General features: G+C 59.4%; 16 protein-coding genes. 10 read left to right on the plus strand and 6 right to left on the minus strand.

From position 1 onward, the window contains the following. Window positions 1-16: 16 nt before the first annotated feature. Window positions 17-748, plus strand: coding sequence for a DUF8153 family protein (locus tag ACV7JO_RS16080; protein ID WP_470356120.1), 732 nt, complete (start codon window positions 17-19; stop codon window positions 746-748). 74 nt (window positions 749-822) lie between these two features. On the opposite strand, the gene ACV7JO_RS16085 is transcribed toward ACV7JO_RS16080, so the two are convergent. Continuing rightward, window positions 823-1,026, minus strand: coding sequence for a hypothetical protein (locus ACV7JO_RS16085; protein ID WP_276224459.1), 204 nt, complete (start codon window positions 1,024-1,026; stop codon window positions 823-825). A 611-nt stretch (window positions 1,027-1,637) separates the two neighbouring features. Beyond that, entirely contained in the window at window positions 1,638-2,393 is a 756-nt protein-coding gene (locus tag ACV7JO_RS16090; RefSeq protein WP_470356121.1) for a lysostaphin resistance A-like protein, read from the minus strand. A gap of 348 nt (window positions 2,394-2,741) precedes the next feature. Between ACV7JO_RS16090 and ACV7JO_RS16095 the strand changes: the two genes are divergently transcribed. After that, window positions 2,742-3,428, plus strand: coding sequence for an ABC transporter permease (locus ACV7JO_RS16095; protein ID WP_470356122.1), 687 nt, complete (start codon window positions 2,742-2,744; stop codon window positions 3,426-3,428). A 61-nt stretch (window positions 3,429-3,489) separates the two neighbouring features. Here the strand turns inward: ACV7JO_RS16095 and tnpA are convergent, their stop codons facing one another. Further along, window positions 3,490-3,888 carry an IS200/IS605 family transposase gene (gene tnpA / locus ACV7JO_RS16100; protein WP_470356123.1) on the minus strand — a complete coding sequence of 133 codons (399 nt, stop codon included), beginning with the start codon at window positions 3,886-3,888 and terminating at the stop codon, window positions 3,490-3,492. A 44-nt stretch (window positions 3,889-3,932) separates the two neighbouring features. Here tnpA and ACV7JO_RS16105 point away from each other — a divergent pair, with 44 nt between their 5' ends. After that, window positions 3,933-5,237, plus strand: coding sequence for an RNA-guided endonuclease TnpB family protein (locus ACV7JO_RS16105; RefSeq protein ID WP_470356124.1), 1,305 nt, complete (start codon window positions 3,933-3,935; stop codon window positions 5,235-5,237). Window positions 5,238-5,370: 133 nt separating this feature from the next. Here ACV7JO_RS16105 and ACV7JO_RS16110 read toward each other — a convergent pair whose 3' ends face one another. Beyond that, complete coding sequence (locus ACV7JO_RS16110) at window positions 5,371-6,273, minus strand: glycosyltransferase family 2 protein (RefSeq protein WP_470356125.1); 903 nt, start codon at window positions 6,271-6,273, stop codon at window positions 5,371-5,373. 317 nt (window positions 6,274-6,590) lie between these two features. On the opposite strand from ACV7JO_RS16110, the gene ACV7JO_RS16115 reads away from it, so the two are divergent. The 3 genes from ACV7JO_RS16115 to ACV7JO_RS16125 all read left to right on the plus strand — a co-directional run bounded on the left by ACV7JO_RS16115 (window position 6,591) and on the right by ACV7JO_RS16125 (window position 8,537). Continuing rightward, window positions 6,591-6,923 (plus strand): ArsR/SmtB family transcription factor, encoded by a 333-nt coding sequence (locus tag ACV7JO_RS16115; RefSeq protein WP_470356234.1) that lies wholly within the window; start codon window positions 6,591-6,593, stop codon window positions 6,921-6,923. Between the two features lies 1 nt (window position 6,924). Then, complete coding sequence (locus ACV7JO_RS16120) at window positions 6,925-7,239, plus strand: DUF7521 family protein (protein ID WP_470356126.1); 315 nt, start codon at window positions 6,925-6,927, stop codon at window positions 7,237-7,239. A 287-nt stretch (window positions 7,240-7,526) separates the two neighbouring features. Further along, window positions 7,527-8,537: a lysostaphin resistance A-like protein gene (locus ACV7JO_RS16125; protein WP_470356127.1), complete on the plus strand. Its 1,011-nt coding sequence runs from the start codon at window positions 7,527-7,529 to the stop codon at window positions 8,535-8,537. 320 nt (window positions 8,538-8,857) lie between these two features. Here the strand turns inward: ACV7JO_RS16125 and ACV7JO_RS16130 are convergent, their stop codons facing one another. Together ACV7JO_RS16130 and ACV7JO_RS16135 are read right to left on the minus strand one after the other, a co-directional pair. Continuing rightward, window positions 8,858-9,184 (minus strand): DUF5615 family PIN-like protein, encoded by a 327-nt coding sequence (locus tag ACV7JO_RS16130; RefSeq protein ID WP_470356128.1) that lies wholly within the window; start codon window positions 9,182-9,184, stop codon window positions 8,858-8,860. After that, entirely contained in the window at window positions 9,185-9,706 is a 522-nt protein-coding gene (locus ACV7JO_RS16135) for a DUF433 domain-containing protein (protein WP_470356129.1), read from the minus strand. On the opposite strand from ACV7JO_RS16135, the gene ACV7JO_RS16140 reads away from it, so the two are divergent. The 4 genes from ACV7JO_RS16140 (at window position 9,591) to ACV7JO_RS16155 (ending at window position 13,661) form a co-directional block, all read left to right on the plus strand. Next, window positions 9,591-10,631: a hypothetical protein gene (locus ACV7JO_RS16140; RefSeq protein ID WP_470356130.1), complete on the plus strand. Its 1,041-nt coding sequence runs from the start codon at window positions 9,591-9,593 to the stop codon at window positions 10,629-10,631. The two genes, ACV7JO_RS16135 and ACV7JO_RS16140, sit on opposite strands and share 116 nt — an antisense overlap. 48 nt (window positions 10,632-10,679) lie before the next feature. Then, window positions 10,680-11,555, plus strand: a complete 876-nt coding sequence (locus ACV7JO_RS16145; RefSeq protein ID WP_470356131.1) for a beta clamp domain-containing protein — start codon at window positions 10,680-10,682, stop codon at window positions 11,553-11,555. 127 nt (window positions 11,556-11,682) lie between these two features. Next, entirely contained in the window at window positions 11,683-11,940 is a 258-nt protein-coding gene (locus tag ACV7JO_RS16150) for a DUF8069 family protein (protein WP_470356132.1), read from the plus strand. 758 nt (window positions 11,941-12,698) lie between these two features. Then, window positions 12,699-13,661 carry a M78 family metallopeptidase domain-containing protein gene (locus ACV7JO_RS16155; RefSeq protein ID WP_470356235.1) on the plus strand — a complete coding sequence of 321 codons (963 nt, stop codon included), beginning with the start codon at window positions 12,699-12,701 and terminating at the stop codon, window positions 13,659-13,661. Window positions 13,662-13,703: the final 42 nt, after the last annotated feature.

The following is a 13,703-nucleotide window of genomic DNA, read 5'->3' on the forward strand; positions in this document are numbered from 1 at the left end:
TGGCGACTCGACCGTGGTGTACCCAGTGTTCGCCGCGTCGAACCGCGGCGACGGCCACGCGCCATCGGGGAGTGTTTCGAACGCCGACCCGTCGGCCGTCCCGACGGTGTGTGACGGCTCCGGTGTGCCGGTGTCAGGACAGGAGGAGGAGCAACCGGCGATACCGGCGACCGCACCGGACACGACTGTCCCGAGGAACGTACGTCGCAACGTGGAGGGCATCAATTACGATGTCTGGCCGATTTACAAAAAGAACCAGTGGAGTCTCTCAGTCAGAGAGATACCCCGCTGTGTGCAACAGGGGATCCATTGGGCGCCTCATAACCGGGCGAATAGTTTGTGGGAAGCGCACATAATAGTCTCGCGAGAACTCACACCATATTTGTTTCCTGGAGTCATCATCGAGTGTATGCGCCCTGCCCTCCGATACGTCAGTTCACTAGGTGTTGGAGCGATAGTCACAGCGCTTGCCGCGGAGTTTGCCACAACAGATCACCTGCTTTTGATTTCGCTCCTCCCACTCTACGTGAGCGTCACGTCGATGATACTGGCTCACAGACAGCAATGGGTTTCGCTTTCCCGTGATACTCCCGATTGGTCAGCACGGAAGCGAGGTGCCATTATCGGGGGCATGGGTGCATTCACTGGCTCCCTGCTGCTTCAAGCCTCGGTTCCTGCAGGCATTGCTGGGTTCGGGTTGTTGCTCCTCGGTATGGCTGGAGTGGTTGCCGACGTCGAGGAACTGTGAGCGGTCCACGTAAGCAGCCAAGTGATACCGAGAGGGGCTAGTATCGGACTGAACACCACCGGCGGCTTCAGCAGCTACGCTGAAAGGTCTGCATACAGCCGGGTCATCCCACACTCCGGACAGAGATATGCATGGAGCGGGGTTTGATGTCCGATACCGAGTCGGTCGAGTACGCCGCCATCTCTGTCAGTGTCGACATAGAGGTCTCCGATTCCTTCGGCAGTGACGGCTGTCTTCTCCATCTGGAGATCACACTCCGGACAATGGCGTTCGGCCATGAGTTTCAGATACGGTTTTGTTGCCGACGAATAAAGGATTCGGGTCACTATTTCACGGTCGGAGAGAGATCCGACGATCGAGAAACATGCCCCTGTCTCGGCGAATGAAACAGTTCAGCGTCGACAGCAGACGTGAAGCCGCGTGACATACGAGCTCCCGGTTGAGACGGCATTATCGCCGTTCTGAGACAGCGACAGCCGTCTCGGCGTCGACAGTGATCCACGCAGTCGTCGTGTTCTCCGCAGAGCGAGTCGAGACGAAGGTTACCTGATCAGTCTCAGGGTCAAGAAGCGCATCGACTTGTGGCGGTGCCGTGTCCACACCACGTTGCCGTGGATAGTCATCACCCCAGGAACTGGAACTGTCTTGGTCATCGGTGTCAGTCATACTCGAAGAAGTGAGTGGCGGCGTAATCAAACGGAGAGCAGTGTTTCCAGTGCTGAGACGGTCGTTATTCGTGAGTTCCCACTGCTGCACTTGTCGTACATATTCTGAGTTCCAGAGACAGGCCCGGCGTCTGTCGTCGTCCTGTCGCCATGCGAAAGAGGGGGCCGTCGGCCCCCGGGGATCCCTGAGTTATATAATGCTGTATTCGATCCCCGGTGACTGGTCACACGAACGGGATCAACGCCCCGAACGGGACTGTCCAAGACATCGCGTGGTTGACCGCGGTCACAGCGAGGTTCTCCGTTCGCTCGTAGACGACCGCCCAGACGGCGCCAGCGGCACTGATGGAGAGGATCGAGTACACGAAGTGTTCGGGCGGCGAGAGCGCGAATACGATTGTGTGCATTAGTCCGAACGCGACTGCACTGACAAGAACGATACCGCCGGTCCCCAAATGGGGCCGGAGCCGTCCTTGGACGATCCCGCGATAGAGCAGTTCCTCGACTGGCGCCGCGAACACGTACAGACCGGGTATCACTACCACCCAGAGGATCGGCCGGTCTATGAGTAGCGCTTTCGTTCCCTCAGCGCCATGTGACGCGGAGGGGGTCGAGAACCCGATAGCCGGAAGCACGAGTGTCAGCCCGGCACTGACGGCAAAGAGTACGAACGGCAGCACCGCTATCCAGCCGAGGTCCTCGAGAGTCGGCCACCGTAGTTTTACGTACCGCGACCGATCACCAGCGACCAGCAAGAAGATGACGGCAACCACGGCGAACCCGACCTGTGTGCCGGATCTGGCGACGACCGCGTATGCATCCGTCCCTGCGATACCGAGAGTTGACGCGAGCAGGGAGATTACGAGGATACCGCCGAAGGCCGCGACGCCGCCTGTGACGGCCAGTCCGAACGTCGAGAGGACCGCCCACACCGCCGTCCGATCGGGAACTGCGGACGCCTGCCTGGAGATGACGCTCATCGGTCCACCTCGTGGTGGTTACCCCCGATACAGCGTGGTCGTGGCCCGCTGTGGATTCGGTCGGTCCAGTACGGCTCTTGTCGACCGTGGGCCGCGACACACGGTGGCGAAGCCCCCGAGGTGTGGCCCGGATCAGTCCATCGCATCTGGTCGGTCGATCGGACGACGCCGTATTGAACCCCAGCAACCGTTTAGGACGCTTCACTCCCTGATACGCACGTATACCGGCGATCCGTGAATTGGTGTACGGGCGTACACCCGGATCGGAGACAGGATCGAAACGGTCGACAGGGGGGGATTCGGACCGGTTCTGCTAGCTTTTATTTCGTGTCGGTCTATGCTGTTGGCATGTCCGACGAACCGGCATCGCTGTTGACCAAGAACCAGCGCGAACGCGTGGCTGACGGATTCGAGTCGGTCCAAGGGGCGAAACGCCGCCGGGACCGCCAGCGGGTCCGGCGGCGGGTAGCCGCGGGGGTCGAGGATTTCGGCTACCTGCTCGACTACCCCGACGACCAACTGGCGGCAGCGTTCGATGATCGCGACGACGAGGCCGTTGAGCGAGCTCTCGCCGAGATGCGAATCGTGAGCGAACGGATACGACTGGTACACGGTCTCGACCAGGAAGACGTGGTCGCACAGGCCAGGGAGCGTCTCCGTGAGACCGACGCCGACGAGCGGACCCTCGAGACGATCGAGCTGTGGACCCGCGAGGAGGTCGAGACGAGGGTCACGGCCGAACTAGAGGCAGAATACGAGCCGTCAGCCTGGAAACGCCGTTCTGAACTGGCCCTGAAGCTCGGGGCCGTCTTGACGTTGCCTGGGGTCCTGCTCGTTCCGGTTCCATTCGGAGCGGTACCCCGACCGGTCGACGGTGCCTTCGCCTTCGTCGCACTCGTCTTCGGCGGCCCCGCGCTCGCATTCGGGCTGAGTATCCTCCTAGCTCGCAGTCTCAAGTACGATCTCGTGCCTGCGATTCGCAGACTCGCGGACGACCCCGCGGGAACGGTCCGGACTCTCTGGAACCGCCTCTAAACAATTTGCGAGGACGAGTTCCCCGACCCACCAAGGTCGGGGGTGAAGCCCGACACTCGACTTAGTGTTCCGTATCCTCGATATACCGTTCAACCACTTCTTCCGACACCGCCCCAGTCGTCCCCACGTAATACCCGACCTTCCAGAATCCGCCACCCCAGAAATACGCCTCCCGAATCTCGGGATACCGCTCCAGTAGGTGCTTGCCAGAGTACGACTTGAACTGTCGAGCGATGTCCGCTGGACTGTGCTTCGGGTCGCACTGGACGAACAGGTGTACGTGGTCGTCCGCAATCTCCAACGCCAGAATCTCGTGTCCGAAATGTTCGGCAGTCTCCGCAAACAACTCTCGCACATCGCCCTCCACTATGTCGAGAACCGGGTGGCGGTACTTGGGACACCACACGAAGTGATACTTGCAGGAACTAACCGAATGTGCATGACTGCGGTACTCCTCCATCCCTAATCCCTACATTTATGACCAATTGAAACAACGGTCAAAGTATGGGTGAGAAAGCCACGAAGACGATTCAGACGCGCCTCCACATAGCGTCTGGTGAACGGTCGTGGCTTCACGACGCCCGCCTCGCCTCACGCGAGATATTCAACGACACCATTCACCTCAAACAACAAGGGTACACGCGCACCGAGATACAACGAGAGGTTGACCGCGACGACTTTTTGCGGAACAACAAGTGCGCGGTCGTCGGCAAAGCCCTCCAAACATGGGACTCCTACCAATCACTCAAAGACTGGTGGGAGAATCAAGACGACCCTGATGGCGGCAAACCAACGTCGCCAAGTACTGACAAATCAGGTGCGTACCCGCTCGTGATGGCGCACACGGAAGGCTACCGCCTCACCGTGGACGAAGACACGAACCGCGTCCACGTCCGCATCAGCCCGAAACCCTACGAGAAGGTGAAAGGACATCTGCGAGGTGAGCCGGACGCGATGGACGAACTCCGAGACGCCATCACGTCGGACGAAGTAGATGTGGGGGAGGCCGAACTCCTGTACTGCGATGGCGTGTACTACCTACACGTCACGGTCACACGCGAGTTCGACGTGCCCGAACCCGGCACTATTGACACGCTGGTTGGTGTGGACATCAACGAGCGCAACGTCGCACTCACCGCCCTCGACCGCGAGACGATGCGAACGAAAGGCACACTCGTCCTCGACTACGGACGGGTCAAGCAGGAACGCCAACGCTACCACACCATCACCACTCGCTGCCAAGAACACGGTAAGACAAGTATCCATCACAGACTCGGTGACAAGGAGGAACGATTCACCGAGTGGGTGTTGCACCGTCTCTCCCGTGCTGTCGTGGAGTTCGCGGAACAGTTCTCGAACCCAGTTATCGTGTTCGAGGATATGAGCGGTATCCGTGAGGAAATGCAGTACGGGACGTATATGAACCGCCGGTTGCACAAACTGCCGTTCCACAAGTTCGAGACGTTTGTCTCGTACAAGACGACGTGGCGAGAGATTCCCACGGATACGGTGGACGCTTACTACAATTCACAGACGTGTTCGTGCTGTGGTGAGCGAGGGTATCGGCAGGGGCAGCGGTTCTGGTGTCCGAACGACGAGTGTGACGTGGTGCAAGACCACGCTGACCGGAATGCGTCAGTGAACATCGCGTGGCGCGAGACGGCGAAACTCGACGGTAACGAATCGAATTACCGGACTCACAAAACCCAGCCGCAGGTGCGGGTGATGCGTCTGTGCGGGTCGGGGCGCGTAAGCCGCCCAACCTCATCCCATTCCCTCGCGGAACAGGGAGTCCTAGCGCACAGCTGAGGGAATTACAAAAGCCTCGGGCCACCGCGCCCGAGGCTGTTTACTGACATCTACTGTTAACCCGCGGGTACTCTCCTCGATTCGTTATAAGACGGCGTGGATACCTTCGCATATCAGATTGCCTCGAGTAAGCCTATTCGGTCAGCACCTCAACATCGAACTTAGAGTGCCAGCGGTACCGTCGCCCTCCCCAGACAAACGTGTCTCGCGCGATAGCGTACAGTCCGAGCGGCAGGGCTATCGCAAGCACCGGGACCGTCAGGAGAAGCGAAAGCCGACGAACCCCGAACAGAGCACAGATACCGACTGTCAGTCCAGTCAGTGCCAGCGCGAGCGGTGGGAAGACGATACACCCGACGAGGGCAGCCACGAGCATCCCGAACGAGAGTTTCGCCACCGTAGGGTCGTGAGTTGTGAAGATCTGATTGAACCGGACGTGACGTTCAAGTGTCTGACGGAGACTGCCGCCGATCGGTACCGTCCTAACGCGTCGTACCGACGTAACATCGGTGTACTCCCCGAGGAGGCCGTCATCGCTGACGGTCTGGCGGAGCTCCGAGCGGAACCCGGCTTCGTCGATATCACTTCTGTCGAAGATAACGGCTCCACCCCAAGCGTGGTCACCCACGTACGTCCCGAGCGTGCCACCGAGCGCGTATATCGGCTCCAGTAGAACCGCAAGCGGATCCTGGCCGGCGAACTCCGGTAACTCCGTTGTTGGACCGTGTTCGGCGTAATCCTGCTGGAGGCGGTCGAGCCAGTCTGGCGGATGATGAAAGTCGTCGTCGGTCCAGACGATGCGGTCGTGTCTGGCCGCCTCCATCCCAGCATCGATGGCGTTTGCTTTCCCGGAGCAGCCAGTTGGGTCACCGGCAGTGACCAACCGGACGTTCTCGGGGAACTGTTCCCGGTCTGCGATTGGGTCGTCCTCGTCATCGTGGACGACGAGCAGTTCGTCGTCTGGACCCAGTTGTGCGGCGACTTCGTCGCACGCAGTGGTCCACGACACCGTCGGGAGGAGTACACTTGTTGGCATGCGTGTAATGGTCAGGAACTCACTGTGAGGGGATTCCGTACCGGGTCTGTGCACTTCGAACATAAATCGGCGATGGTGCCGGCAGCAACCTGACTCGTTCGGTCGGAACGGGCAGAAATGTGGCGAAGCCTCCGCGAAGCATCGTTGTAGCAGTTCGGAGTACTGTCTGTGTTTCTCTCCGACATCCGTACTAGATCGATGTGCGTGGATGTGAATGACAGTTTCTCGTGGTTTCACTGACTGAAGTCAGACAGAGCACAGTGTATGGCACAACACATATTGAGATGACAGGAGATGTATCAGATACCGTGTCCGACATGCGAGACCCCGAAGCGCTCGCGGACCTGCTCGGTGACGAGTGTGCGCGGACGATTCTCGTCGAAGCTAAAAAGGAGCCACGCTCGGCGGCCGAACTCAGCGACCGTACCGGTGTGTCGGAGCCGACGGTCTACCGGCGCCTCGAACGGCTCCGGGAGTACGATCTGGTCACCGAAGACATTCAGCCAGTCACCGGCGGAAAGAATTATCGGCTGTACCGGACGGAACTCGACGGCGTCGAACTCGATCTCAACGAGGACGGCTTCGAGATTACGATTTCACGTCGGGAACGGATGGCCGACCGGTTCACGCGGTTCGTAGAGGGTACCTGACATGCTTGATATACTACTCCAGATCGATCTCGAAACGCTACGAACGATTCGACAGGTGAGTGAGGTGGTCCCGATGATCCTCGGGCTGGCGATTAGTTACCTCGCTTACACTGCATACCGACAAAACCAGAGCCGTCCGATGTTATACATTGCGGCCGGTTTTATGCTCGTGTTGTTCGTTCAGGCTCCGCTAGCCCTGATACTGGTGTACCTCTTAGAGCTTCCAACTCCGGTTCTCAACAGTATTGTGCAGATTCCGGAGTTCATCGGTCTGGGACTGATTCTCTACGGGCTTTGGATGCCGCGTCGGGACTGACACCGGCGGCTCGTACCCGTGTCTGTGACAGCCATTTGAACGACAGTCTGTCACTCCAGACAACTCCTCGTGTGTCGCCTGTTTGGAGGGCGAGCAGACCATGTGGCTGTTACGATTCTGTCACTGGCGCCACGTTCGTACCGGCAGCATTGTATGAATATTCCACACCCCCCGGGTGCCGAAACTCTCGGGAGGAGTACCTCCAGTGGTATTACCTCCCAGTTAGCTTCAGCGAGTGAAGCCAGGAATACCGCCCTTTTGATATCCGTCCATACGTGTAGCTGTCGATGACCGAAACAGAGACCGACACCAACTTCGAACGAACCGAATCCCGGTCGCTCGATGACGACCGGCGAACTAATTACGGTGGAATCACCGGACGCGTCGTCTCCGTGCTGTGGAATCGAACCGAGAATCGCCCCCGTGCACTCTGGCGAATCCTCGGAGTGGAAGTCGCCGCGCTCGTGGGGATTTTCGTGCTCCCGGCGCTGGCGCTCGCGGGCACCGAACTCCCACCGTCTGTCAACGGAGCCGCGACCAACCTGATCAGTGCGCTCGTTGGACTCCTCCTCGCAGTTGTGTTCGCGAAGTACGTTGACCGGCGACCGCTGACCGACTACGGACTGGCGTTCGGCCCGTCATTCCTGAAGGACTTTGGCGCTGGCAGCTTCGTGGCTCTGGCGGGGATGGGTGTGGCACTCCCCGCGAGTCTGCTCGCCGGGTGGGCGACCGTCTCCGAGCTGTTTTCGGGTGGCGTTGGCGCGAACGTGTTGCCGTTCGTCGGCGCGTTCGGAGCGTATACCATCCAGTGGGCGTTTGTGGCCTTCTGGGAAGAGCTGGTCTACCGGGGCCTCATTCTGACGAGTGCCGTCGAGGGACTCCGGAGTCGATGGCTGTCCGACCGTGGTGCGGTCGTGGCAGGAGTGGTGGCGTCCTCGCTGATATTCAGTCTCGGGCACTTCCCGGGGACGCTGGAAAAGTTCGGCTTCCGGGTGATGTTGGGGCTCCTCCTCGGCGCCGCGTACGTGTGGACCGACTCGCTGGCGCTGCCAATCGGCATCCACTTCCTGATCAACTTTACGATAAACAACATCTACGGGCTGGCAAACTTCGGTGAGGCTGCGGAGGTTCTGCCGATGCTGATCCGGCCGACGTTCACCGGCCCGGCACAGTTCGTCGGGGTGTACGGGGCAGTCAACGGCGCAGCGGTGCTCTGTGTCGCTGCGCTCACTGTCGGATACGTTGCCCTCCGGAACGGCGATCTTAGGTCGCGGCTGTCGTCACCGTACACGCAGTGAGAGTGACCGAACCAACTCTCTTCGTTCGCTGCATTGAATCTCTGTATCTCATAAGTTATGTGTGCCTTTCAATGATGAGAAGATGGATGCGAAGTTGGAGCGAGGGGAAACCCATACTGGGATTGAAACAGCGCCACGTTGGATACATAGCGGTTGTGGCGAGATCAGACAAAGGAAGGCACTAACTAAAATTCTACTGTGACGTTCCTGAGGTGGTCGTGATTATCGCACCAATCACGAAGCCATCCGTCACCTGGATTATCTATCGGCGGTAGAAGAGAACGTACTCGCACTCAGCAGTTTTACCTATCTTAAGAGAGCTATACCCAGTTTCCGGGGACTGATTCGGTGATTTCAGATTGAGTGTGATACGCCTCTGAGATACGCTGGATGGCGGTGACAACATCGCCTGGTATCGGGTCATCCAGTTGGTCATACAGAAGCAAACCGTGGTCGCCACCGACTACGAAAAAATCGTCATCATTCGTAAATACGACCCAGTCGTGGCGTTCAGCGTGGGCGACGATGTCTTTATCCGCGGCATCATGCTGAAGAACACTATCGACTGTCGTGACAGTAATGTTGTCAGCGTTGTCGAACGCCTCAATATATTTCGTGGGTACGTTCTGATCGCAAAGAATCCGCATTTACTCGGCTCGGCTCTGCTGTGTGACTGAACGCTTCCGTGCTTCTTTCTGGGCACGAAGCGTATCCATCAACTCCGGATGCTCATCGTAGTACTCAGTCGCAGCACGGACTTGTGCATCATCGAGACCCAGCTGGTCGGCGACCTCAGAGATGCTCCACTGACGCTGTCGGACTAGTTCTCCAACTTGGAGGACGCCAACCCGTGTTCCCTCGAGACGGGGCTTTCCGTGGAGAATATCCGGCGTTTTCACAATCTGGACCGTTGAACTCATCTTAGTATCTTCTACCACCTGGGGCATCAAGAGTGTTCGGACCAGTGTATCTCCATCGAGGATCTCTGAAGAAGAACTGGTCGTGATTCTCTCGCTATTTTTGCCCTCTCTGGGAGGTGGAGAGGATCTTGACATGACCGAATCGCTCCAATCCTTCCGTAGTATCGACAGCGACGCAGACCTCAGTCCCGACCCAGAGAGCGTTGCCCGGTGTGCCACGACCGTCAGCGCTCCCGATCGAGACGGCATCGACTGGGCAACCCCCGATGAGGACTGGGGACTCACAACTCGACGACCACTGACCTCGATCAACACCTCGGCGGGCCGCGCTCGCCCCCAGCAGACCCGCTGGGTAATCGAGGGTGACGTCGGAGCCTACGTCGCCACGCATGGTGATGGTAGCCTGCTCGAAATCCCGGAAACGTACGGAGAGTTCAGCGAGATCGACACGCAGCTTGCCTTCGTCGACGGGCTGCTTGAGGACAGATACGGATACGGCATCGACGGCCAAGCGGTCGAGAAAGCGCTCCGCGTACTCACTGGTGGGGGCCGCTACAAAACAAGCCAGTACACGCTTATCCCCTGTGGTCGCCAGCCGTGGGTGCTGACCGGACCAGAAGGGACACTGCTGTGCAGTTGTATGCCAGTCGACCGCCCGGAGGATGGCGGGCCAACAATCCAAGTCGAGACGTCGGTGGGGACCATCGAGATCGAAGAAGACGACCCGAAAGTCCTCGCCGGCGCCGCACGCTTCGTCGAGTTGCTCGCAGACGTCGACGGCGTAGTGACCGACCACTGCACCTATGACTCGCTCCGTGGGCGGACTCGCCACACGTTCGTCGACGAGGACGGCGAGGAACGGACGATCGACGCTCCCGACCTGGCCCAGCTGGCCAATCTGGCAACCGACCCATCCGTGATCCAGGGCACCGTCGGGCGTGGCATCCAGCCACCGACCAGCCGAGAGCCGATCGTTGCCGAGTGGGACGGCCCCGACCACTCCGTCGGCGACCGCGTCGACGGCGAGATCATCGCTGGCTACGAGTTCGCCTGGGAGCAGTCCGACGACTGTCTCGAAACCGTCGCGACCGTCCGGGAGTACCGCATCAGATCGAGCTATTCGACGTGGACGGTTGACTACCGAACCGATCGGCTCGCTTCGGTCGTTCCCTAGACCGCCTCCCGTTTTGTGTTCCCCTCCGGGAAGTGGAGGGTATTCGAGATGTCACAGTCCTCAGCTCCGAGTAGTACCGACACGACGACCGACAGCCCAGACGTCAGCGGGTCCGAAGCGTCCTCGACGAGCGACGATCCAGACGGCCTCGATACCGAGGACCTGTTCGGGCTGGATGCGCCTCGCCACCTCCGGGTCAGCGGCGAGGTCCAGGTGTTCGACCAGATCTTCGCCGCAGCCGGAGCGGTTGCGGACGAGGTTCGAGTTGGTGTGTCGACGTCGACGCTGGTGATCAGAGCGGGCGATGTCATGAACCACCAGATGGTTGATCTGAGTGTCGACGAGGACTCTTTCGAGACGTTCACGGCGGGTCCAGGGACGCTGGGGGTGGCTGTCGGCCGGGTCCGGGAGGCACTCTCGATCGGGGAGCCAGAGGACCTCGCGCAGTTCTCACTCAAAAGGGGGGCGCTGGAGATCACGATCAACGGAATTTCCCGAACTGTGGACCTCGAACCAGTCGAGTTGCTCCGCAACCCACCGAATATTCCGCCCGTGGAGTTGCCAGCGACGGCCCACTTCGACCAGGGGGATTTCGAATTCGCACTCAGGGCGGCGAAGAAGGCCAACGATCGTTTCGATCTGATCATCGACCCCGACGCCGGCGAACTCCGGTTCGAGGCTGTCGGAGACACCGACAGCATGGTCTACCGGCGCGAGGCGACCGATCTGGTGGCATTCGATCCCGCTGACGTCCAGGCGGCGTTCGACGCCGACCTAGCTACATCGGTGAGCAAGGGGCTACCGAACGGGGCCAACCGTGTTCTGCACATCGGCGACGACGTTCCGCTGGTCGTCAAGTCGCAGTTCCCCGACGCGGACGGAGCCTGCCAGTTCATCATCGCGCCGAAAATGCCCGAAGAGTAGCTGAGTGGGTGTTTTTCTCCGGAAGCGGTGGTGTGTCTTAACCAACACTGGAATCTGTTTGTCGCGTCTGTTGGTTAAGCCAATTTTCTGCGCCCCTAGGGAGTGAGGGGCGACCCTCGTGAGCACAATGGACCCTGCAATGCCAGACTACGAACGCTTCGAGTGCCGACAAATCGCACAGGCCCGAGACCGACAGCGGCCAGATACCGTCGAGGTCGACGAGCAACGAGCCCGCGACATCGTCGAGCGGCTAGCCGACGAGGGGACGGTCTCGTTCATTCCAGAAGTCGGAGTGATCTGTCACGATCCGTCCGGCAAGCTGTTCGAGTCCAACACGGCGCTGGCGTACTTCCACAAGGGGTGGGAAGCAGCGGAAAACAAGTGAGAAAACTCTGGCTTTGCTGTTTTCTTCATCACTTCGTCGGTCAGTACAGGGCATGTATCGGTCACGAGCCAGTCGTCATATGGAGGGAAGTCAACGTGACGCGCCGACGGTACCTAACGGACCAGCGAGTCAGTAGACAACTCTTCATTGCGCATATCTCGATGTGCTTCAAACGCATCCGCGAACCACTGCGTCTGCTGTAATTTTTCTCGCTTCCGCGCAAGCCACTCGGTAGCATATATTCCGATTATCACTACAGGTATAATCCAAACAACCGCCATATCGGTTTGTGTCCAGATAAGCGGGAGTACCGCCACGAACAGCCTCAATAACATGATCATAGACCGGTCGTGCCGCTGGTACCACGCAGTAGCTCGCCGGACCTTTTTTGTTGGTCCGACCGATTGCCAGCGTAGTGCAAGTGAATCACGCCGTTCGTAGCTAAGGATTGGAAGTGACTTGATGGTCGCGTATACTGGGTCGCCGTAACTTTTCGGAAAACGCTGGGGAGCCCTCGGCATACCAATAATGATGTCCTATGTCATATAAGCGTCCGGTCAATGTTACTCCCATGTCTTGGGGTTCACTCGTACTCGATTCGCACATCTACTGATCGGCTGATTCCTCCCAGTAGCTCTGAAAACAGCACCGCTCTCTGACAGCCTGAACCAGCTCCCCCAAGCAGTACAGCAGCGGTATTTTCTGCCCCCCAGGGGAGGTGAGGGGTCGTGCCCGAGAGCGCGATCCGACACAGACCGATGTCGACGATACAGAGCAACCTCCCCGACCAGGAGCACAGCCAGCAGACCACTACCTTCGACGATTCGGACAGCCGTGCCGACGACATGCGTGATCGCCTCGATGCGTGGGTCGAAGACCTCGCTGACCTCACCGACCAGGCCCAGGCCAGCGAGCAGTTCCAGCGCTGGTTGGACGTCCAATCGAAGTTCCATGACTACTCGGCGCGGAACACGCTGCTGATCAAGATGCAGTGTCCTGAGGCAACGAAGGTCGCCGGCTACAACACCTGGAAAAACGACTTCGACCGCTACGTCCAGGAAGGGGAGTCGGCGATCTGGATCTGGGCACCGATCATCACCAACAAATGCCCCGAGTGCGGGAACTCGCCATCCTACCACGAGAACACCGATTGTGAGTACGACGAGACTGATCCCGACGAGTGGTCGCGGGGCCTCGTTGGGTTCCGACCAGCCAGCGTCTTCGACATCTCCCAGACCGAGGGCGAGCCACTGCCCGAACTGGAGACAGAGACCCACGGCGACCCGGCGGGACTCGTCGAGGACCTCCTGGCTGCGACCGACGAGATCGGCGTCGACGCCCGACTCGTCAAGGCCGACGAGTGGGACCACGGAGCAGCAAAGGGCGTCTGTTCGCGCCGGAGCGTGACGACGACCAATCCCGTGGTGGAGGTGGAGCAACAGGACAACAGGGCGGCAGTCGCGAGCGTGCTGATCCACGAGTTCGCCCACGCCAAGCTCCACTTCGATGTCGAGGACGACACGGAGCGAGACAAGCGTGAGGTCGAAGCCGAGGCCGTTGCCTACATCGTCAGTCGACACTTCGGACTGGACCCGGACAACTCGGCGTTTTATTTGGCGGCCTGGGATGGGGACGCAGCCGAGACGCTCCGGGACCGGCTGGACCGGATCTCCTCGACGGCAGCGGACCTCATCGACGCCGTCGAGGACGACCAGGACTGAACCGGTCCCTCTTTCGAGTCTGCTGGCCTGGATTTTTGCCTC

Source organism: Haloarcula sp. MBLA0138, from assembly GCF_055632455.1.